Genomic DNA, 21,295 nt, shown 5'->3' on the forward strand with positions numbered 1-21,295 from the left:
TCGCTTGTGCCAGAGATTTGCGACGTCGCCATCATCGGTGGCGGAGTGATCGGCAGTGCGATCGCCTACGACCTCAGCTCTGAGGGCCGCAGCGTGATCCTCGTGGACGCTGCGGAGGACCTCGGCCTCGGCGCCTCCGACGCGGCCATGGGTGGCATTCTCACCCAGACCGAGACCGCCTGCCTGGGACCGCTGAGCAGTGTCATCCGCCGTAGCCGCGACCTCTACGAGCCATGGCTGGGCCGGCTCAGGAAGGAGTCCGGCGTCGAGGTGAACGTGCTCGGCGGCGGCGACATCCAGGTCGCGCTGGACCGCCAGGAGATGGACCGGCTGCTCAGCGAGGTGCTGCCGCGCTGGCTTGAGGCGCCGTTCGAGGTCCGCCAGCTCACCGCCGCCGAGGCGCGGGACCTGGAGCCGCTGCTGAGCGACCGGGTGGTGGGCGCGTTCCTGCTGCACGAGGAGCTCGCACTGGACCCGCGCGAGCTGATGGTCGCGCTGCGCCGCGCGATCGGCCGCTCCTCGGTCACGCTCCGGCTGAACACCCGCGCGGTCCGGGTCGACTCGGGTCCGGCCGCCGCCGAGGTGGTGCTGGCCGACGGCTCGGTGATCCAGGCGGGCACGGTCGTGGTCGCCGCCGGATACCTGAGCGGCACGCTGCTGCCGAAGCTCGCCGACCTGATCTTCCCGATCAAGGGTGAGGCGTTCGACCTGCGCCCGCCGGGCGTCACCGGCTACCCGCTCGACCACCACGTCTTCGCCGAGATCGACTGCGGCGACGAGCGCGGCTACCCCTACCTGGTGCCCCGCCACGACGGCCGGGTCGCCGTCGGCGTGACGTACGAGGAGAACGTCTTCGACGACACGCCCACCGACAAGGGCCTGCGCGACATCCGCTCCTGGACCAGCACGGTGATGCCGGCCACCGCCGACTGGGCGCTGGAGCGGCACTGGGCGGGGCTGCGCCCGGCCAGCCCGGACCACGTCCCGATCATCGGCTACGTGGACGAGCACCAGCGCCTGCTCGCCGCGACCGGCCACTCCGGCCTCGGCGTGACGCTGGCCCCGGTGACGGCGGAGATGGTGACCGACCTGATCCACGGCCGGACCGCCGATCCGGAGTTCCAGGAGCGGATGAGGATCTGCAGCCCGGATCGGGACTTCACCGATCCAGCGCTGTCGCCAGCTCCCACAGCTCTCTGAACCGCTCGATCCGCTGCCGCACCCGGGGCCGCTCCAGGATCAGCAGGGTGCGTACGAACGTGTGGGTGACCAGCTCACCCACCGACAGCGTGTTGGACGCCATGATCTCGTAGCTGACCACGCCGTCGAAGACGATGAAGTCGTCCACGCCGAGCGCCGAGGTGAGCTGGCTCGCGGTGAGCACCCGCACGTCCACGCCCGCCGCGACATGCATCCTGCTGATCTGCTGAAATGTCTCCGATCGCACGCGCTCGGGGGTGTCGACGTAGAAGATGCGGCGGATCGTGACCCCGGCCTTGGCGCGCTCCCGCTGGATCTCCAGGTAGCGCTGCCCGGCGTCGGTGATCCAGAACCCGCCGTCGAACTCGCCCGGACCCTGGTCCACCACGGCCAGGCTGAGCGCGTCGATGCTGTGCTCCACGTTCCTGGCCAGGCCGAGCAGCCAGTCCCGGTCCTCGCCCTCGTAGGTGACGTCGCCCTCGCCCAGTTCGCGCAGCAGGGTGGAGATGCGCTCGATCTCGGACTGCGCGAACTTCTGGATCAGCGGCGGCATTTCCTTGTCCACCCCCGTGGCGTTGCGCACCAGCTGCGTCACCAGGTCGATCTGCACCGCCGACGCCTCCACCAGGCCGAACAGCTCGGTCGCCTCATCGATCCTGGACAGCCCGTCACGCAATTCCTGCCGGACGGCGTCGTTCTGTTTCTCCACCGCGATCAGATGCTGCGCGACGAACGCCGCCGACGCCGCGAACAACGAGATGAGGATGCTCCACATGTCGTTGACGCCGAGACCCCCGCCCTGGAACAGCTCGGAAATGCCCCAGACGATGCCGCCGAAGACGAAGCTGATGAGGATCTTCACGAACGAGGGGTTGAGCGAATCTACATCGAACTTCGACTTCCGGTCGGCCATATATCATCCGTTTGTCTCGCGCAGGAGGGCCAGAGTGTTGACCGCGAGCTGGTCGCGGATTCGTTCGACGAGGGACTGCCACTGCCGGGAGAAGCCGGGCGTGCGTTCCAGGCTCTCCCACAGCGCGGCCAGCGACGGATGGATCCTCGCCCCGGGCATCCACAGGTGCAGCAGCGTGTCGACGGCCGGGGCGAGCCGGGCCGACACCTCGGGACGGGAGGCGCCGCCGATGCGGGCCCTCTGGACGATGGTCAACAGGGTGGTCAGCAGCCAGTCGTGCAGCGCGAGATCCTCACACAGGTCCACGACGGCGGGAGAGAACTCTCCCTGGTGGGTGACTTTGAGCGTGCGCTCCTGGCCTTCGCCGAGCGTGAAGTGCACGCCGGGCTCGCCGGTCTCGGCCACCCAGCGCAGCCGGGTCCGGTTGCTGCGGAACGGCGCGCGCAGATCCAGCACCGGCGACTCCTGGACCACGTCCATGAACCGGTCGCTGACCGAGCCCAGGTCCAGGTGCTCGCCGGGCGCGCCGAAGGCCAGGAACCCGTCGGCCACGTCGGGCCCGGACACCTTGCCCAGCACCTCGACCACGCCGGGCCTGGCCAGGTAGTGCGACCAGGGCAGCCGGTAGTTGACCTCGCCGCGCGTTACCCGGACGTACGACGAGCCCTGCAGCACCCGGCCGCCGGTGATCGACGACCGGGAGACCACCGTGCCGACCCCGCGGATGCGGGCGCGGGAGGCTGACGGCAGGCGGCAGTCCACGCCGGTGAGCAGGTCGGGCGAGACCGCGTACACGATCGGCCGCCGGGACATCCGCACCCGCTCCCCGGCGAGCAGCCCGAGCACCGCCTGGTGATCCCGCTCCTCGATCTCCGCCGAGTTCTGCAGCAGACCGGTACGGACTTCTCCCATGATCAGCATGTCGCCCCCGACCGAGGATGGCCTAGAGAAATACGTAGGAGATGCGATCGACCAGCTCTTCTTCGAGCCGCAGGTCCTCGTCGGAGCTCCGGCTGAGCACCTGCTTGAGGACTTCCTCGTCCACCGAGACCTGGCTGAGAATCGTACGCACAGCCAGCTCCACCTGCAGGAACCGGGTCGACAGAACGGACAGGGTCGTGTACGCGCTGAACGGCGTAGCCGACGAGTTCAACTTCACCACCGGCGGAAGATTGTCCCAGCTCGTGGGAAATCCTCCGTCGACCGCCACCGGCTGCACCGGCAGCTGCCCCTCGTTGCGCAGCAGCCCGAGCCGTAGCAGCTGCCACACCGCGGCCAGGAACGGGCACGACCAGGTGCGCCCCCGGCTGTCGTCGTTCCACAGCTCGACGTCCACGAAGATGGAGTGCCCGCGCTTGGCGTTCTGGGTGGGCGCCTCCCACCGCACCGCCGTCTTCATCGCCTGGCCGGAACCGGCGACCGGCGAGCGGGTCCCGTTGGCCAGCCAGCCCGTCTCGTGGGTGGGCGGGCGCCAGCCCCGGGTGCCCGGCGGCGGATCGGGCACCAGCCGGTCCTCCACCAGCTTGGCCAGCTTCACCCCGTCCGCCTCCGCGCACGCCGACTCCCTGGCCAGATAATCGATGACCAGGTCGTTCTCGGCGGCCGCCGTCAGGATCATGGGCACCAGCTCGCTGGGCGTGCTGAACCGGCTGAAGTAGTCGTCGATCAGGAAGCAGGTGCTGATCCTGGCCCGCCCGCCGGGCGTGCGGCTCTGCCAGCTGCGGCGTACGGTCTCCAGCCAGGGCGCCACCGCGGCGAACTGCCGGCGCAGCCGGTCGGGGCCGGCCTGGAAGTCCTCCATGTAGAGGTGGCCGAGCTCGACCGAGACGTGGGACAGCGGCCCCGACTTGATCTGGCGTTCCGCCGTGACTTCGCTGAAGGACGTCACAGGCCCTCCCACGCGGTGTCGTCGACGATCTTCTTGGCCAGGTCGTCGAAGGCGAACACGGTCTCCGGATTGGCGATCTCGGTGCCGGCCACGTCATCGTCGGAGATCAGCTGCTCCCGCCACTGCAGCACCGGGTCGAGCGGGACCTTGCCGAGCATGGTGGTGAGGCCGACGCCGTGCCTGGTGGCCAGCTCGCGCAGCTCCCGGTCGATCTCGTTCAGCCAGGAGCGCTGGGCCGGGCGCAGGTGGGCGAAGTCGCCGGAGCCCAGTTCCAGCACGGCGGTGCGGACGAACCTGATCCGGTCGATCAGCGCGTCCCGGTCGTGGCCGTGCTCCACGCCCACGTCCAGCAGCCCGTGGTCGCCCCGGACCAGGCCGTTGGCGGCGATGATGTGCTGCCGGGTCCAGCGGTGGAAGACCAGCCAGCGGGCGGGGATGCGGGGCAGCTGGGCGGTGGCGGCCAGGGCCAGATGGGCGGCGAAGGAACGGCCCGCGCTCAGGTCCACCATGATCAGGTCGAACTGCTCGTGCAGGCCGGCGAACAGCCGGACGCAGCGTTTGAGCATCTCCCCGTCGAAGGTGGCGAACTCGCCGCCGCCCTCGTCGCCGGGGAGGAGCACCATCTGCCCGGCTCCGGCGGGCTTGGCGCGGATCGCGTCGCGGTCCGACTCGGTCCACACGTCGATCCGGGTGGGTTCGGGGATCTCGCCTTCCAGGTAGCGATGCATGCCGCCCTTGGTGGTGCCCCGGGAGGCCGTGCTGACCCGGAAGATCGCGCCGACCGTGGGGGAGCCGAAGTCGAAGTCCAGATAGCAGACGTCCTGGCCCTGCAGCGCCCGCCGATAGACGATGTTGCTGCTGGTCACCGACCGTCCGGTGCCACCCTTGTCGGAGATGGCGAACACGAGCATCGTTACATCGCCTCCGAGGCGTTCTCTCGGGCGGCGGCGAGCTGGTCGAGTTCGAGCAGGGACTGGTTGATCAGGGCTGCCGCGCTGGCCGGGCGCTCACCCATGATCTTCCTGGCCCGGTTCAGCCGGGTGGCGATGGTGGTGATGGTGGAGCTCGCGCCCAGCCGGGCCCGGACCGGCCTGATGACCTGCTCCCGGTTGAGCAGGTGCTCGGCCTCGGCCAGCATCTCGCCCGCCAGCTCGACCAGCTGCTGGCTGCGCAGCGGTGACTCGCGCGAGGTCAGGGCCAGGGTCACCAGGAACTCGACGATGCGCTCGGTGAAGTACCACGACACCTGGGTCTGCTCGTCGCCGACGTCGTCGAAGGCGCCGGCCGGGTTGTCCCACAGGCCCTTGACCTGCTGGTGGGTGAACTGGCGTTGCTGGATGTGGGCCCAGATCTGGTCGGCCAGGCTGTGCAGGCGCTCTCTGGTCCGGTTGCTCTGGGTGATGGTGGCCACCCAGATGGTGCGCTTGAGCAGCGTGATGGCGAAGTCGGCGACCTGCCAGATCAGCTGCGGGCCCAGCTCCTCGCTGCCGAGCAGGGTGACCTTGACGCCGGGGTGGTGCAGCGCGACGGCGCTGAGGTCGTTCTCCACCGGGCGGCGGGTGATGCGGGCGCTTCTGGCCAGCTCTTCCAGGACTCCGGCGACCCGGCTGAGGTCGACGTCGCCGGCCCGGGTGCGGACCAGATACTGCACCACCATGGCGGTGACGCCGAGGCTGTAGTAGTCGGACTCCTTGCCGTCGGTGGTCCGCCAGGGGATGTCCTCCAGCGGCCAGCGGTCCTTGCCGAAGGTGGCCACGGTGCGCCAGTAGTTCTGGGTGATGTCCCAGCGGCGCTGCAGGGCGTTGGCCAGCTGCTGCTGGTCGTCGTCGAGCAGGCCGAGCACGCGGGTCCGCTCCGACCACAGGTCCACGACGCCCACCAGGGCGTTGGCGGTGAAGTAGAGGTACGGCACCTCGGGGGCCACGCCCTTGGGCTGCTCCCCGACCTTCAGGTCGGTGACCACCTCGGGCGCGTTCTTCACCACGCCCCAGGCCCAGCCGCATTCGAAGAGCAGGTTGGGGTTGTCCAGGTCCACCTGGGAGCCGGAGCCGATGGTCAGGTCGCGCAGCCCGGCCCTGACCTCCTCCAGGGACTTCTGCAGATCGTCGTGGACCCGCCGGTCGTGCACCTTGGCCTGGTTGGCGGTGCGCAGCAGCGCCTGGCCCTGCGGCGAGCCCGGCTCGAAGACGTTGATGGTGAAGCTGCGCAGCAGGCCCACCATGGCGGCCGACAGCCGGACGTTCGCCCGGGACTCCAGATCGCTGATCTTCGCGCGGATGTCCTGGCGGGTGACGCTGCGCCGGAACACCTTGAGGAAGCCCAGGGTGCCGAGCATCAGCGTGACGCTCATCGAGTAGGAGTCGACCACGTCCAGCGCGCGCTGCTCGCTGGTGATCTCCTCGCCGGGCTCGTTCGGCAGGAAGTAGCTGTCCCCGCCGAAGAGCGGCCGGCCGTCCTTGTCGGAGTAGGTGGTCAGGTACGCGTCGAGCAGGGTGAGCAGCCGCTTCGGGATCTCGACGCTGTCCCCGATGGCGGCCAGGGCTTCGAGCACGTCGTCGGAGGTCGCGTCGGGCGTGTCCAGGCGGAACTCGGGCAGTTCCGAGGCCGGATACATGAAGCACAACAATTGCTCGGCGTCGGAGATGGAATTGGAGCCTTGCCGCCCGCCCCAGCGCCACTCCTTGCCTTGGGAGGAGGCCCGGGCGGCGGCTTCCCAGATCTCCAGGAGTTGCTGGCGTGGCTGGAGTTTCACGCGATCCCCCTGTGCGACGATGCCGCGGCCCCCGGCGACGGCTTTTGCGTTGACATGGAGCGAGTGCCATTGTCGCCCAGCGAATGGGCCACTAACAACGACACTACCCAGGAATTCCGCGGGAGTGGAAAGAGTTCTGGAGGTTCTACACTGGGCTGCCGACCGGCGTATCCTTAGACCAGAGGAGGCCGTTCGTCAAATCCGACAAATGCGCTCGAAAGACACATCATGGCCCATACAGGTAAGATTCTTGTCACTGGTTCGGGAATCGACCTGACTCTGTTGCGCCCATTGGAAGAGGCCGGAAATAGTATTGTCGCCCGGCCGAAACTCCTCTCTCCCGCCGAGCTCAAGGCCGAGCTCCGGGACGCGGTCGCCTACCTGCACGGCGGCGAGGAATACGCCTCCGGCGACGCCCTGAGCACCGCGGAATCGCTGAAGATCGTGGCCTTCATGGGCATCGGCTACGAGAGCTTCGTGGACGTGGACGCCGCCAAGGAGCGCGGCCTGCGGGTCACCTGGACCCCCGCGCGGCGGCCCGACGCGGTCGCGGTCTTCACCCTGGGCCAGATCATCTACGCCAACCTCGGCATCCGGAACCGGCTGGACGAGCGCTATCCGCCGCAGTGGTCCGCGGCCGTGCCCATGCCCAGCGAGCTGTCCGCGCAGCGCGTCGGCATCGTCGGCCTCGGCTCGATCGGCAGCCGGCTGGCCGGGCTGCTGCTCACGATCGGCTGCGAGGTCTCCTACTACAGCCGGACCAGGAAACTGGCCGAGACCAGCCTCGACCTGACCTACCGCACCCTGCCCGACCTGGCCGCCTGGTCGGACATTCTCGTGGTCCTGCTGCCGGAGACCCCGAGCACGGTGAATATCATTGATACTTCGGTATTCGCCCGGATGAAAGAAGGGTCAATTCTCATCAATACCGCTCGGGCCGCGCTGGTCGAACCGGTGGCGCTGGGAAATGCGCTCCGGGACGGCACGATCGCGGTCGCCGCGATTGACGGGCATTACCGCGATGAATCCGTAAATGCCGCCCTGATGCGGGAGTTCGGGCCCCGGCTGCTGTGGACCGCGCACGTCGCGGCGCACACCCGGCAGTCGATGGCGGCGATGGTGGACCAGGCGGTCCGGTCCGTGCTCCGGGCGCTGGACAACGCGCCGGACGAGAACATGGCGGTCGGCCAGTAAGCCCGGATTTCGGCTTTCCAAAACGGAGATGACCTTGTCGGGTCACGGTCGGGTAAATATACGATGGAGATGAACCAGCCATATTCCTGAGAGGCCCGCTTCGGGTGAGCTATCTGGATTGGGGTGGATGTGACGGCGACGGGGGCGGGCGTACTCGTCGAGGCTCTGTCTCTCCATGGGGTGGAACTCGTCTTCGGCATTCCCGGCACGCACAACGTTCCGATCTACGCGGCGCTGGCCGCGCGGGGCGTGCGGCTGGTCACTCCCCGGCATGAGCAGGGCGCCGGATACGCCGCCGACGGATACGCGCGCAGCACCGGCCGACCCGGCGTGGTGCTGACCACGACCGGTCCCGGGGCGCTCAACGCGGCGACCGCGCTGGCGCAGGCGTACTCGGACTCGATCCCGCTGCTGCTGATCTCGCCGGGGGTGCCGACCGACCATCCCCGGCTGGGGCGCGGCTACCTGCACGAGAGCAAGGACCAGTCGGGGGCGTTCCAGGCGTTGTGCGCGTGGAGTCACCGGGTGAGCTCGATCCGGGAGATCCCGGCGGCCGTGGCCAGGGCGTTCGGCTCGTTCGCCGAGGGGCGGCCGCGGCCGGTGCACATCGAGATCCCGCATGATCTGCTCGACGCGGAAGGGCCGGCGAAGCTCGCGGAGCCGTACCGGATCGGGTCGCGGGAGCCTGATCCGGCCGCGCTGGACGCGGCGGCGCGGCTGCTGCGGGGGGCCGCGCGGCCGGGGATCGTGCTGGGCGGGGGCGTGCAGCGCCCGCCGGGGCAGGACGCGGGGGCGCTGGCGCTGCGGCTGGCGGAGCGGGCCGGGGCGCGGATCGTCACCACGGCCAACGGCAAGGGCGTGGTGCCGGAGAGCCATCCGCTCGTGCTCGGCGCGATGTTGCACCTGGCCGGGGCCCGGCGGTGGCTGGCCGACTGCGACGTGGTGCTGGCGGTGGGCACCGAGCTGGGCCCTTCCGACCTGTGGGTCGAGGACTTCGCCCTGGCGGGCCGGCTGATCCGGGTGGACGTGGACCCCGGGCAGATGTACGGCGACCACGTGGCCGACGTGCCCGTGGTGGCCGACGCGGCGCTCGCGCTCCAGGGATTGCTCGATCGGGTGGGCCCGCGCGACGGAGCCCGCGCCCCGGCGCCCGACCTGGCGCGGGAGCTGGCCGGGCTGGCCGGACGCTGGGAGCCCGCCCTGGAGGCGCTCGGCCGGGCGCTGCCGCCGGACGCCATCGTGGTCGGCGACAACTCGATGATCGTCTACCACGGCGCGCTGCTCAGCCTGGCCCTCGATCCCCCCGCGCGGCTGCTGTTCCCCTCGGGGTACGGCACGCTCGGCTACGCGCTGCCCGCCGCCATCGGCGCCAAGCTGGGCTGCCCCGACCGCCCGGCCGTCGTGCTGACCGGCGACGGCGCCCTCCAGTTCTGCGTGCAGGACCTGGCCACCGCCGTGGACGAGAAGCTGAGCCTGCCCATCGTGGTGTCCGACAACGGGGGCTTCGGCGAGATCCGCGAGGAGATGCTCCGGCGGGACATGACCCCCGTGGCCGTGGACCTGCCCGGCCCCGACCTGCTCCAGCTGGCCGCCGCGTACGGAATCGCCGCCTGCCGCGCCGACACCCCGGAAGAACTCTTCAAAGCCCTGGTGGCCGCCCTGGAACACCCGCTCCCCACGCTGATCGTGGTCCGCGAGTCATGACAGCTGGTCGGGCTCCAGGGCGAGTTCGGTGGCGGCCGCGATCCGCACCAGCTCGAAGAGCCGGGCCCGGGTGAGCATTCGCTTGTGCACGGTGACCTGCACGGTCAGCCCGTCGATGAGCGACATCAGCCGCCAGGCCGCGCCCTCAGGATCGGGGCACTTGAAGACGCCCTCGTCCGCCCCCGCCCGCAGGATGGAGGCGAGCGCGTCCTTCCAGCGCAGGTCCAGCGCCCGGGACACGTCCTCCAGGGCCTGGTTGCGCATCGACTCCGACCACGCGTCGATCCACAGCGCCCAGGACTTGGACTTCCCGGCGGGGGAGTAGAGCTTGAGCATCGCCCGGAGCTTGTCCATCGGGCCGCCCGCCGACTCCAGCAGGGCGGCCAGGTTGTCGAGGTCGCGTTCCGCGGCGTAGCCGAACGCCTGGGCGAAGAGCTTGTCCTTGGTCTCGAAGTGGTAGAAGAGCAGCGCCTGGCTCACCCCGGCCGCCTGGGCGATGTCGACCGTGCGCGTGTGCCCGAAACCCTGTGCCGCGATCACCTCGCACGCCACGCGGAGCAGGTCTTCCCGGCGCATGCGGCTCATTCCCCGTCCCACAACGAAACCCTAGCGCGCGATCGGGATACGCAACACGAATCGGGCGCCGCTGTCGCTGTCCTCGATGGTGAGGGAGCCGCCGTGGGTCTCGGCGATCTGCCGGGCGATGGCCAGGCCGAGGCCGGTGCCCCCGACGTCGCGGCTGCGGGCCGCGTCCAGGCGGGTGAACCGCTGGAACACCATCTCCCGCTTGTCCGGCGCGATCCCGGCGCCGTCGTCGATCACCTCGAGCACGGCGGTCCCGTCGCGGCCGTACACGCGGACGGTGACCTCGGTGTTGGCGTGCCGCTCGGCGTTGTCCACCAGGTTGGTGATCAGCCGGCCCAGCCGGAGCCGGTCGCCGCGCACCATCACGTGCTCGTCCAGATCCTTGATCATCTTTACCCGGCGCCGCCGCCGGTCCAGCTCGCTCCTGGCCAGCCGGCCCAGATTGATCGGGTCGCTGCGGCCCAGCGCCCGCGCGTCCAGCCTGGCCATCTGGAGCAGATCGGTGACCAGCGCCTGCAGCCGGTCCAGGCTGACCAGCAGCGCCTCCCCGATCCCGGGCCAGTCGGCGTCCTCGGGGTGCAACATCGCGCCCTCGATCTCGGCCCGCATCGCGGTCAGCGGGCTGCGCAGGTCGTGCGAGGCGTCGGAGGCGAACCGGCGCTGCTGCTCGACGGCCTCCTCAAGCCGGTCCAGCGTCTGGTTGGCCGTCTCGGCCATGCGCCGGACCTCGTCCTTGAACTTGGGCACCGGCACCCGGTGGCCGAGGTCGGAGGCGGTGATGTTGGAGAGTTCCGCGCTGATCGCGTCGACCGGGGCGAGGGCGCGGGCGATCGTCCAGGCGGCGCCGTACCCGGTGATGGCCACCACGAGCAGGCTGCCGCCGATGAGGGCGGCGAGCAGCCAGGGATCCACGTACCAGGGCACGGTGGGGTCGGCCGCGTAGATGATCCAGTCGCCGTCGGGCTGGTAGACGCGGAAGGCGATCATGATCATGCAGGTGTCGGGGAAGTCGGGGCTGTCGCAGACCAGTTGGTCGCCCCTGACGATGGACTCGTCGGGCAGGAAGACCGCCATCGGCGGCCGGTTGAGGAGGTTGGGGGTGGCCGCGCCGATCTTTCCGTCGGGCTTGACGACCTGGATGGCGGTGACGCCCTGATCGGGGATGACGCCGTCGAGCACGTCCCGCTTGATCAGGTGCACGGTCTTCAGCGCGGCCCTGACGACCCGGTTGGTCTGGTAGTTGTACGCGAGATCCCGCACCCCGATGAGGGCGCTGATGGTGACGGCACAGCAGATCAGCGCCATCACGGCGCACGCGATCAGCGTCAGCCGGGCCCGCACCGACCAGCTGTGCCATCTGCTCAACCGATCCCCCCTGTGTGTCAGGTGATCACAGGTCGCGGTCCGATGCACACTCACGGGAGTCAAAAAAGGGCAAACGTGCCGTCTAGAGCAACGCTCCAGCGCTGGTTAGGGTAAGTAACTACTGATTAGAGCGGAAATGGATCTTGCCGAACCCTGCGGACTCCTGGAGCTCTGATGTTTGATTTCAGCGAGACGCCCAGCTTCTACGCGATCGCCGGCGCGCATCCGGAACGCCGGGCGGTGGTGGACGCGGACGGTTCGGTGACGTCCTTCGGTGAGCTGCTGGCCCGGGTCAACGCGGTTTCTCATGGTCTGCGCGCCCGGGGGCTGGCGGTCGGCGACGTGGTGGCGGGCGTGCTGCCGAACGGCGTCGACGCGGTGATCATGCTGCTGGCGACCGGGCAGATCGGGCTGTACTACGTCCCGATCAACTGGCACCTCACGCCCCCCGAGATCGACTACATCCTGTCCGACTGCGACGCCAGAATCGTCGTGTACGGCCCTGCCGACGTCACCGCCCTCGCCAACGGCCAGATCACGAAAAATCCGGACGATCGCACCAATGGGACGGTCATGTGGTACACGTCCGGGACCACGGGCTTCCCGAAGGGCGTGCAGCGGCCCCTCACCGGCAAGGCCCCCGAGGAGACCATGCCGCTCTACGCCTGGTTCCTCGGCGAGGTCTGCGATCTCCAGCCGGGGGACGCGGTGCACCTGGTGACCTCGCCCATGTACCACTCCGCACCCTGCGCCCACGTGGTCTTCGCCCTCAACATGGGCCACACCATCGTCATCGCGCCCCGCTTCGAGCCCGACACCATCCTGGACCTGATCGACCGCTATCGGGTGGACAACGCCATGATGGTCCCGACCATGTTCCACCGCATGCTCCACCTCCCTCCCGAAGTCCGGAAAAATCATGATCTGTCCAGCTTGCGGCAGGTGATACACACCGGCGCGGCCTGCCCGATCGCGGTCAAGAAAGCGATCATGGACTGGTGGGGCCCGGTCCTGTACGAGTACTACGGCTCCACCGAGTCGGCCATCGCGTTCTCCGTCAAACCCCAGGATTGGCTGGCCAGACCCGGCACGGTCGGCCGCGCGGCCCCCACCTTCGAGGCGAGGATCCTGGACGACAACGGCGACGAGGTCCCCCGCGGCGAGCCAGGACTCCTCTACGTCAAGTCCATCCTGGGCACCTTCCAGTACCGCAAGGACCCCGCCAGAACCGCCGCCAGCATGCGCGACGACTGGTACGCCCCCGGCGACATCGCCTCCATGGACGAGGACGGTTACCTGTTCATCCGCGACCGCAGAACCGACCTGATCATCTCCGGCGGCGTCAACATCTACCCGGCCGAGATCGAAGCCGCCCTGCTGGAGCACCCGGCGGTCGCCGACGTCGCGGTCATCGGCGTCCCCGACGAGGAGTGGGGCCACCGCGTGGTCGCCCTCGTCCTGCCCTCCCGCGACGTGACCCCCGGCGAACTGCTCGACCACCTGCGCCCCCGGCTGGCCCGCTTCAAGCACCCCCGCGTCATCGAGTTCCGCGACGAGCTGCCCAGAACCCCGACCGGCAAGCTCTCCCGCTCGAAGGTCAGGGCCGACTACCTAGCTGGGCAGCCACTCGACTGACGTGGTGATCGCGTCCAGCACGTGCCCGAGCGGCTCCACCCCGATGCCGGGCCCGGTCGGCACGTCCAGATGCCCGTCCCGCAGCTCGAACGGCGGCGTGATATCGGTGGCGTAGTACCGCCGCGAGGCCGAGGTGTCGCCCGGCAGCGTGAAGCCGGGCAGCGCGGCCAGCGCCACGTTGGCCGCCCGGCCGATGCCGGTCTCCAGCATGCCGCCGCACCAGACCGCGATCCCGTGCGCCCGGCACAGGTCGTGGATGCGGCGCGCCTCCAGGTAGCCGCCCACCCGGCCCGGCTTGATGTTCACGATCGAGCACGCGCCCAGCGAGATCGCGGCGGCGGCGTGCGCGGCCGACTCGATCGACTCGTCCAGGCAGATCGGCGTCGCCAGCCGCTTGGCCAGCGCGGCGTGCTGCACCAGGTCGTCGTCGGCCAGCGGCTGCTCGATCAGCAGCAGCTCGAACGGGTCCAGCCGGGCCAGTTGCGGCGCGTCCAGCAGCGAGTAGGCAGCGTTCGCGTCCACCTGCAGCGGGATGTCGCCGAACCGCTCCCGGACCGCGCGGACCGGCTCCACGTCCCAGCCCGGCTCGATCTTCAGCTTGATCCGCACGTAGCCCTCGGCCAGGTAGCCGTCCACCACGCCGAGCAGCTCCGGGATGGAGTCCATGATCCCGACCGAGACGCCGCACGGCACCCGGACGGCCGACGCGCCCAGGAACGTCGCGAACGACTCCCCGGCCGCGCGGAGCTGCGCGTCCAGGACGGCGGTCTCCAGCGCGGCCTTGGCCATCCGGTGGCCCTTGATCGGTTCCAGCACCCGGCCCACCGCGTACGCGTCCACGTGCGGCCTTGCGGTCAGGGCGGGCACCATGAAGCGGCGCATCACGTCGGCCGCGCCGTCCGCGTACTCCGGCGAGTAGAGCGGCTCGGCCATCGCCACGCACTCCGCCCAGCCCTCCGCCTCCGGCGTGACCACCCGCACCAGCAGGACCTCGCGCGCGTGCTCGGTCCCGAACGACGTGCGGAACGGCGCCACCAGCGGCATCGCGATCCGCCGCAGCTCCACCCCGGTGATCTTCATGCTCGCTCCACCACGTAGCCCCCGCGCGCGAACCCGGTCACCGTCGCGCCCTCGTCCATCATCCCGCCCAGCACATCCCGGACGGCCAGCCGCCACGCCTTGGCCGCGCCCGGATCGGCCCGCCGGATCGCCTCGATATCCTCCGGCAATTCCACCAGTACCACCCGCTCCGCCGCGACCCGGGCCACCGGTCTCCCCTCCACCGCGATCAGCCCTCGGCACGCGCTCTCCGGCACCTCCGGCTGGTACGGCCGGCCCGACGCCGCCGTCAGCGCCTGCGGCGAGGTCAGCCGCCACACCGCCAGCACCCGGTCGGACTCGTCCCCGGCGTTCACCTCGTCGGCCATCTGGCCGTAGAACTCGCGCAGGTACTCCTCCGGCCTGGCCCCGAGTTTGGCCAGGTTGAAGTAGGCGTTGCGGCGGACGAGGGGGTCGAAGGTCCAGGTCACCGTGGTGAGGCCGCGGGCCAGGGCCCAGGCGCGCTGGTGCAGTTTGAGGGCGTGGCCGGCGCCCTTCTTGACCGCGCCGGTGACGTGCGAGTGCAGGGACTCGCCGATGGGGGCCGACAGGAACGCGACGGACGCGCCGACCAGGTCGTCGCCGTCGAATGCCCCGGCGACGTAGTTCCCGGCGTGGGAGAGGGCACGCATCATCTCCACGCTGACGGGGGCGTTCAGCGGATCAGGGTGCCAGATGTCGTCGTACAGGCGGAAAACGCGTTCGAAGTCGGAAATTTCCTGAAGTTCGCGGAGTTCGACGCCTGCCTTTCGCGCCGCCGCGGCAGCTGCGGTTTCCGGAGTCATCGGGGTCATCGCGCCAGCACCGATTCGATCAGGGCCGTCAGCAGGCGGGCGCGTTCCGGCAGGCGGTTCACCAGGACGTGCTCATCGTCCGCGTGCGCGCCGCCGCCGACCGCGCCGAGGCCGTCCAGGGTCGGGCAGCCGACTCCGGCGGTGAAGTTGCCGTCCGAGCCGCCGCCCACCGAGACGCCCGTCAGCGGCGGCAGGCCGAGCTCGGCCGCGAGGTGGACCGCCTTGGCGAACAGGTCCACGGAGGAGTTGGCGTCGAACGGGGGACGGTTCGGGCCGCCCTGCAGTTCCAGGCTCGCGCCGGGGGTTCGCGGGGTGAGCGCGCGCATGAGCTCGTCCACCCGGAGCTGGGAGGCCAGGTCGGGCACCCGGACGTCCACCGCCACCCGGGCCAGGGCCGGGATCGTGTTGGTGCTGGTCCCGGCCGAGGCCAGGGTCGGGGTCACCGACAGCAGGCCCGCCTGGGAGGACGACTCGACCGCGCTGGCGATCTCGGTGATGGCCAGGATCTGGTGGGCCAGCTCGACTCCGGCGTTGACGCCCTTCTCCGGTTCGAGACCGGCGTGGGCGGCGCGGCCGTGGATGAGCAGCTCGTACCGCGAAATGCCCTTACGGGCGATTTTGAGGGCGCCGTTCTCGCCGCCCGCCTCGGTCACGAACGTGGCCGCCAGGCCGCGGGCGGTGTCCTCGATCAGCGGCTGCGAGGTGGGCGAGCCGAGCTCCTCGTCGCCCACGATCAGCACGGCGACACCCTCCAGGGAGGGCAGCGCGGCCAGCGCGTGGAAGATCAGCACCAGCCCGGCCTTCATGTCGAACACGCCGGGGCCCCGGGCGACGCCGTCGGTCACGCTCCACGGGATCCGGTGGATCGTGCCCGTCGGCCAGACGGTGTCGTGGTGGCCGAGCAGCAGGACCTTCGGCTCGCCGAACACCCAGCGCAGGTGCGGGACGCCGTCGATCACCAGGGTCTCCGGCGCCACGCCGAGCGAGCGGCGGCCGACCTCCGCGACCGTCTTGGCGCTGCGCGCCAGCGCCTCGTGGTCGCTGGAGAACGACTCGCAGCAGACCAGCTCGGCCAGATCGGCGAGGATCCCGGCCAGCTCGGGCGACTCCGTTCTCACCGGCCCACCCCGAGTTCGGCCAGGAAGAGGCGGTGCAGGTTGCCACCGACGATCTTGCGGATCTCCTCGTCGGCGAAGCCGTGCTTGGCCAGCGCCTCGGTCACCAGGGGCAGGCCGCGCGGGCCGTCCAGGTCGGGGATGCACGCCTCCACGTCCAGGCCGCTGAAGGAGCCGGGCTCGCAGCAGGGCGGGGTGAGGTCGGTGAAGACCTCGCGGATGAAATCGGGGCCCAGGCCGACGTGGTCGATGCCGGCGATGGACACGACGTGCTCGATGTGGTCCACCAGGTGGTCGATGGTGACGGATCTCGCCTCCACCGCCAGGAAGGCCGCCAGGAAGTTCACGCAGACGACGCCCCCGGTCGCGGCGATGCCGCGCAGCTGGTCGTCGGTGAGGTTGCGGTGGTGGTCGCGCAGGGCGCGGGCGGAGGAGTGGGTGGCCAGCACGGGCCGGGTGGCCAGTTCGAGCACGTGCCCGACGCCGGAGGCGCTGAGGTGGGAGACGTCGAAAAGGACCCCGAGCCGCTCCATGGTCTGGAGGGTTTCGACGCCCTGGCTGGTCAGGCGGGATCCGGTGGCGTCCTGGCCGCTGCCGTCGGCGAGGGGAGTGCGGCCCCAGTGGGCGATCGAGGCGACCCGGACGCCCAGCCGGTGCAGCGTCGGCACCAGTTCCACGCTGGCGTCGATGCCCGGCATGCTCTCCATGGCCAGGACCAGGGCGATCCGGCCGTCGGCCAGGGCCTGGTCGATCTGGGGGCCGTCGACGCAGAGCCGTACGGCGTCGGGGTTGCCCTCGGCGAGGGTGTGCGCGCATTCGATCATGCGCAGGGTCTGCCGGAGCGCGCCCTCTGGCCGATACTGGCCGTCGATGAACACCGGCAGGACCTGCAGGTTCACGCCGCCCTCGGTCAGCTGGGGGAGCCAGCGTTCGCGGAAGAACGAGGCCCACAGCTCCGGCGGCCGGGCCGACACGGCCATCAGCAGGTCGTTGTGCGCGTCCGCGACGACGGCGTCGCGATGCAGGTCAGCAGGCACCTGAACTCCTCACGGGATCGTGTACCCGGACGTTACCCCGCCGGGAGGCGTCCGGCGAAGGTGGTCTGCCGGACGTCGCGCGTCCGCATTCCCGGTACCCTCCCATCCGTGACGGAGACCACACTCGCGACAGTGATCGAGACACTGGAGCACGCCTACGACCCGGCCCACGCCGAGCCCTGGGACGCGGTGGGCCTGGTCTGCGGGGATCCCGGCCAGGTCGTGCGCAGGATCGTGTTCGCGGTGGACCCGGTGGCGGCCGTCGTCGACGAGGCCCTGGAGTGGCACGCCGACCTCATCGTCACCCACCACCCCCTCTACCTGCGAGGCACCACTTCGGTCGCGGCCGACACCGCCAAAGGCCGCCTCATCCACCGCCTGATCAAGAACGACTGCGCCCTCTACACCGCCCACACCAACGCCGACGTGGCCGACCCCGGCGTCTCCGACGCCCTCGCCCGCGCCGTCGGCCTCTACCCGCCGTACCGGCCGCTCAGCCCGATCGCCGTCCCCGGCCTCGGCCTCGGCCGCGTCGGCGTCCTCCCCGTCTCCATGACCCTGGCCAAGTTCGCCGCCCTCGCCGCCCAGGGCCTGCCCCGCACCGCCGGCGGCCTGCGCGTCGCCGGCGACCTGGACCGCCTGGTCAAGGTCGTCGCCGTCAGCGGCGGCTCCGGCGACTCCCTGCTCGGTACGGCTCGCGCCGCCGGCGTCGACGTCTTCCTCACCGCCGACCTCCGGCACCACCCGGCCAGCGAATACGTGGAGTCCGGCGGCCCCGCCCTCATCGACGCCGCGCACTGGGCCACCGAGTGGCCCTGGCTGGCCGAAGCGGGAGAGCGGCTGACGTCCGCCCTGGCGGCGAAGGGTATTAGTGTTGAGGCGCGCGTCTCCGACACGGTCACGGACGCCTGGACCACAACAGCACAGCGAGGATAGGGATGAAGGCTGCACCGGAAGCACAGAAGCGTCTCCTCGACCTGGCTGAGCGCGATGCGGCTCTCGACCGGCTCCGGCATCGCCGCCGCACGCTCCCCGAGCTGGCCGGGATCGAGGAGCAGTCCAAGAAGCTCGCCCAGGTCTCCACCCAGATCATCGCCGCCGAGACCGAGGCGGCCGACCTCGCCAGGGACCAGACCAAGGCCGAATCCGACGTGGACGCGGTCCGGCTGCGCGCCGAACGCGATCGCAAGCGCCTGGACTCCGGGCAGGTCTCCTCGCCCAAGGATCTGGCCAGCCTGCAGTCCGAGATCACCTCGCTGCACCGCCGCCAGGGCGACCTGGAGGAGGTCGTGCTGGAGATCATGGAACGCCGCGAGGCCGCCGACACCAAGGTCGCCGACCTGCGCGCTGAACGCGACGAGCTCACCGCCACCCTCTCGGTGGCCGAGGCCCGCCGCGACGAGGCCTTCGCCGAGATCGACAAGGAGGCCGGCGAGGTCCGCGACCGCCGCGGCGTCCTGGCCGCCGAGATCCCCGCCGACCTGTTCAAGCTGTACGAGAAGCTGCGCGAATCCTCCGGCGTCGGGGCGGCCATGCTTCAGGGCGGGCGCTGCCAGGGTTGCCGGACCACGCTCTCCATCGCCGACCTCAACCAGATCAGGACCGCCGCGCCCGACGAGGTCGTCCGCTGCGAGGAATGCCGACGCATCCTCGTCCGCACACCCGAGTCTGGACTGTGAGCGTCGACTACGTCTGCGAGGCCGACGGGGGTTCCCGGGGGAACCCTGGGCCCGCCGGGTATGGGGCGGTCGTGCGCGATCCGTCGGGTGACGTGCTGGCCGAGGCCGCCGCGTCGATCGGCGTCGCGACCAACAATGTCGCCGAGTATCGGGGGCTGATCGCTGCTCTGCAGGCCGTTCTCGATCTTGGTGGCGAGGGGCGTACGGTCGAGGCGCGGATGGACTCCAAACTCGTCATCGAGCAGATGGCGGGCCGCTGGAAGATCAAGAACGAGGGTCTGCGTCCTCTCGCTCTCGAAGCTCAGGCTCTGGCCCACCGCCTTCGGGTCACCTGGAAGTGGATTCCGCGCGAGCGCAACAGCCACGCCGACCGCCTCGCCAACGAGGCCATGGACGCGGCCGCTCGGGGCGAAACCTGGCAATCCACGACGATTTCCTCGGGCGGGCATTCGGCCAGCACGACCGTGTCCCACGCCACGACAATCCGCTCGGAAGGACCGAACAACTCAGGCCGATCGACCTCGACCTCGACCTCGACCTCGACTTCGACTTCGACCTCGCCTTCCGCTTCGACCTCTTCCGCTTCGACCTCGGCTTCGGCTTTGACCTCGGTTTCGACCTCGGCTTCGGTTTCGGGGGAACCCGGCAACCGCACCGCTGGCCACGCGGTTTCGGGGGAACCCGGCAGCCGCTCCGATGGGCACTCGGTGCGAGGGAATGGCCATGCTTCGGCTGAGGCCGCGTCCGGTGACGGGTGGGTCGGAGACGCCAGCCGACCGGCCGGGCGGAGCGGTCTGGGCTGGGGGCGTGCGTCGCGCGTGGCGACGTCATTGTTGTTGCTGCGGCATGGGCAGACGCCGCTGTCGATCGAGAAGCGATTCTCCGGGACCGGTGATCCTTCGCTAACCCCTACCGGAATGGCGCAGGCGGAGGCGGTGGCGGCGCGGCTGGCGCGGGAGCCGTACCGGATCGAGGCGATCGTGAGCTCGCCACTGACCCGCGCGCGGCAGACCGCCGAAGCGGTCGGAACCCGGATCGGACTACCCGTGCGCGTTGACAAAGGCCTCAGAGAGGCCGATTTCGGCGCCTGGGAAGGGCACACGTTCGCCGAGATCCAGGAACGATGGCCACACGAACTGGCCGCCTGGCTCGCCGACCCGGCCATCGCCCCACCCGGCGGCGAAAGCTTCACCGAAGCGGCACACCGGGTAGAACGTGCCCGCGACCGCGTCCTCACGGACCACCAGGGCAAAACCGTCCTGATGGTGTCCCACGTGACCCCGATCAAACTACTCGTCCGCTTCGCACTGAACGCCCCACCCGAAGCGCTCTACCGCATGCACCTCGACCTGGCCTGCCTGTCGATCATCGACTACTACGACGACGGCCCAGCCGTACTCCGCACCTTCAACGACACCGCCCACCTGGACTGAACATACGCGTGCCGCCGAACGTCGGACGTTCTACGCGTGCTGGCGCGCGTTCAACGACTTGGGCCACCCGTTCGGAGCATGTCCGCGTGGGTCCAACCACAGGGCTCACGCGTTCTGGGCATACTCAGGTTGTTAAACGAAGGGTTCGCCTGTTTCTGAGGTGCTTATCACCGACACGGCTCATATGCGCCGAGCTGATCACCATCGAGCGGTACCCGCAGATCCAGAACCGCCCCCGCCGCCCTCGGCACCACGGCGCCCGCCGCTTTGAACAGGGCGAGCATGCGGTAGTTCGTCGCGTACACAGTGGCGGTCAGATCGCGGATCCGGCGGCTGGGCGCGACGCTCAGGAGATGCCGTAACAGCATCCGGCCGAGCCCCCGCCCCTGCCACTCGTCCTCCACCAGAAAGGCCAACTCGGCCTCCCCGGCGGCGAGATCCATCAGATTGCTCATCGCCACAACCCGCTCACCCCCGGCGATATGGGTCACGAACGTCACCCCTTTCGCCGGATTCGTGAACAGCCCGATCACCCGATCGCTCAACCGCGGCACCGGCCCGAAATACCGGAACCGCAGGCTCTCCGGCGAACACCGCTCGTGCATCTCCCGGACCGCCCCCGCGTCGCCCACCGTCATCGGCCGCGTGATCAGCTCAACCCCGCCGACCTCGGTCCGCAGAACCCGCGGCGACGGCTGCGTCCCCCGTACCGGCTGAGCCCCCCGTACCGACCGCGGCCCCCGCGGCGGACGCCCATCCCCCGGATGCTTGTTCGTCATTTTCCCCCCAGTACCCCTCGTTCGTGGCGCCCGCGCGGGCCGCCCGTTCGTGACATTCGACCGCGACCTACTTGCTGGATGGTTGGTGCTCACTTGAGACGCCACTAGGCTGGTCGTACGGCGG

At 70.1% G+C, this 21,295-nt stretch carries 19 protein-coding genes; 7 read left to right on the forward strand and 12 right to left on the reverse strand.

The annotated features are described in order from the left end of the window. Positions 1-6: 6 nt before the first annotated feature. Positions 7-1,200, forward strand: coding sequence for an NAD(P)/FAD-dependent oxidoreductase (locus tag Amac_RS24770; protein ID WP_170322627.1), 1,194 nt, complete (start codon positions 7-9; stop codon positions 1,198-1,200). On the opposite strand, the gene Amac_RS24775 is transcribed toward Amac_RS24770, so the two are convergent. Genes Amac_RS24775 through Amac_RS24795 form a run of 5 tightly spaced genes read right to left on the reverse strand, consistent with a single transcriptional unit; the run spans position 1,160 to position 6,753 of the window. Further along, positions 1,160-2,113, reverse strand: a complete 954-nt coding sequence (locus Amac_RS24775) for a DUF6879 family protein (protein WP_155356788.1) — start codon at positions 2,111-2,113, stop codon at positions 1,160-1,162. The two genes, Amac_RS24770 and Amac_RS24775, sit on opposite strands and share 41 nt — an antisense overlap. Positions 2,114-2,116: 3 nt before the next feature. Beyond that, complete coding sequence (locus tag Amac_RS24780) at positions 2,117-3,034, reverse strand: SCO2521 family protein (RefSeq protein ID WP_155356789.1); 918 nt, start codon at positions 3,032-3,034, stop codon at positions 2,117-2,119. Between the two features lie 22 nt (positions 3,035-3,056). Further along, positions 3,057-4,001, reverse strand: coding sequence for an SCO2522 family protein (locus tag Amac_RS24785; RefSeq protein WP_155356790.1), 945 nt, complete (start codon positions 3,999-4,001; stop codon positions 3,057-3,059). After that, on the reverse strand, positions 3,998-4,912 hold the full coding sequence (locus tag Amac_RS24790) for an SCO2523 family variant P-loop protein (protein ID WP_155356791.1): 915 nt from the start codon (positions 4,910-4,912) through the stop codon (positions 3,998-4,000). The genes Amac_RS24785 and Amac_RS24790 overlap by 4 nt, the downstream gene beginning before the upstream one ends. A 2-nt stretch (positions 4,913-4,914) precedes the next feature. Then, complete coding sequence (locus Amac_RS24795; RefSeq protein ID WP_155356792.1) at positions 4,915-6,753, reverse strand: SCO2524 family protein; 1,839 nt, start codon at positions 6,751-6,753, stop codon at positions 4,915-4,917. 282 nt (positions 6,754-7,035) lie between these two features. On the opposite strand from Amac_RS24795, the gene Amac_RS24800 reads away from it, so the two are divergent. Together Amac_RS24800 and Amac_RS24805 are read left to right on the forward strand one after the other, a co-directional pair. After that, on the forward strand, positions 7,036-7,947 hold the full coding sequence (locus Amac_RS24800; RefSeq protein WP_170322628.1) for a 2-hydroxyacid dehydrogenase: 912 nt from the start codon (positions 7,036-7,038) through the stop codon (positions 7,945-7,947). Positions 7,948-8,076: 129 nt separating this feature from the next. Further along, on the forward strand, positions 8,077-9,651 hold the full coding sequence (locus tag Amac_RS24805; protein ID WP_155356827.1) for a thiamine pyrophosphate-binding protein: 1,575 nt from the start codon (positions 8,077-8,079) through the stop codon (positions 9,649-9,651). Here Amac_RS24805 and Amac_RS24810 read toward each other — a convergent pair. Continuing rightward, entirely contained in the window at positions 9,646-10,236 is a 591-nt protein-coding gene (locus Amac_RS24810; protein ID WP_246268657.1) for a TetR/AcrR family transcriptional regulator, read from the reverse strand. The two genes, Amac_RS24805 and Amac_RS24810, sit on opposite strands and share 6 nt — an antisense overlap. Before the next feature lie 21 nt (positions 10,237-10,257). Continuing rightward, complete coding sequence (locus Amac_RS24815; RefSeq protein WP_246268658.1) at positions 10,258-11,601, reverse strand: sensor histidine kinase; 1,344 nt, start codon at positions 11,599-11,601, stop codon at positions 10,258-10,260. A gap of 174 nt (positions 11,602-11,775) precedes the next feature. On the opposite strand from Amac_RS24815, the gene Amac_RS24820 reads away from it, so the two are divergent. Next, positions 11,776-13,236 (forward strand): AMP-binding protein, encoded by a 1,461-nt coding sequence (locus tag Amac_RS24820; RefSeq protein WP_155356794.1) that lies wholly within the window; start codon positions 11,776-11,778, stop codon positions 13,234-13,236. Here the strand turns inward: Amac_RS24820 and menC are convergent. Genes menC through Amac_RS24840 form a run of 4 tightly spaced genes read right to left on the reverse strand, consistent with a single transcriptional unit; the run spans position 13,213 to position 17,280 of the window. Next, positions 13,213-14,316 carry an o-succinylbenzoate synthase gene (menC, locus tag Amac_RS24825; protein WP_155356795.1) on the reverse strand — a complete coding sequence of 368 codons (1,104 nt, stop codon included), beginning with the start codon at positions 14,314-14,316 and terminating at the stop codon, positions 13,213-13,215. The genes Amac_RS24820 and menC overlap by 24 nt on opposite strands. Continuing rightward, a complete protein-coding gene (locus tag Amac_RS24830) occupies positions 14,313-15,119 on the reverse strand; it encodes a GNAT family N-acetyltransferase (RefSeq protein WP_246268659.1) in 807 nt (268 codons plus the stop codon). The genes menC and Amac_RS24830 overlap by 4 nt, the downstream gene beginning before the upstream one ends. 5 nt (positions 15,120-15,124) lie before the next feature. Beyond that, complete coding sequence (locus tag Amac_RS24835; RefSeq protein ID WP_246268660.1) at positions 15,125-16,246, reverse strand: M20 family metallopeptidase; 1,122 nt, start codon at positions 16,244-16,246, stop codon at positions 15,125-15,127. Then, the gene (locus tag Amac_RS24840) at positions 16,243-17,280 is read right to left on the reverse strand and encodes a dipeptidase (RefSeq protein ID WP_155356797.1); all 1,038 of its coding nucleotides are present in this window, start codon (positions 17,278-17,280) and stop codon (positions 16,243-16,245) included. Before Amac_RS24840 ends, Amac_RS24835 begins: the two co-directional genes overlap by 4 nt. A 108-nt stretch (positions 17,281-17,388) precedes the next feature. Between Amac_RS24840 and Amac_RS24845 the strand changes: the two genes are divergently transcribed. From Amac_RS24845 to Amac_RS24855, 3 genes are read left to right on the forward strand one after another with little or no spacing between them, the layout of a single operon-like run. Next, entirely contained in the window at positions 17,389-18,216 is an 828-nt protein-coding gene (locus Amac_RS24845; RefSeq protein WP_246268661.1) for a Nif3-like dinuclear metal center hexameric protein, read from the forward strand. A 2-nt stretch (positions 18,217-18,218) separates the two neighbouring features. Continuing rightward, positions 18,219-18,959, forward strand: coding sequence for a zinc ribbon domain-containing protein (locus tag Amac_RS24850; RefSeq protein ID WP_155356798.1), 741 nt, complete (start codon positions 18,219-18,221; stop codon positions 18,957-18,959). Beyond that, positions 18,956-20,392: a bifunctional RNase H/acid phosphatase gene (locus tag Amac_RS24855; RefSeq protein WP_246268662.1), complete on the forward strand. Its 1,437-nt coding sequence runs from the start codon at positions 18,956-18,958 to the stop codon at positions 20,390-20,392. The genes Amac_RS24850 and Amac_RS24855 overlap by 4 nt, the downstream gene beginning before the upstream one ends. Positions 20,393-20,559: 167 nt before the next feature. Here the strand turns inward: Amac_RS24855 and Amac_RS24860 are convergent, their stop codons facing one another. Continuing rightward, positions 20,560-21,171, reverse strand: a complete 612-nt coding sequence (locus tag Amac_RS24860) for a GNAT family N-acetyltransferase (protein WP_155356800.1) — start codon at positions 21,169-21,171, stop codon at positions 20,560-20,562. Between the last annotated feature and the right edge of the window lie 124 nt (positions 21,172-21,295).

The organism is Acrocarpospora macrocephala, from assembly GCF_009687865.1.
GTDB lineage: Bacteria > Actinomycetota > Actinomycetes > Streptosporangiales > Streptosporangiaceae > Acrocarpospora > Acrocarpospora macrocephala.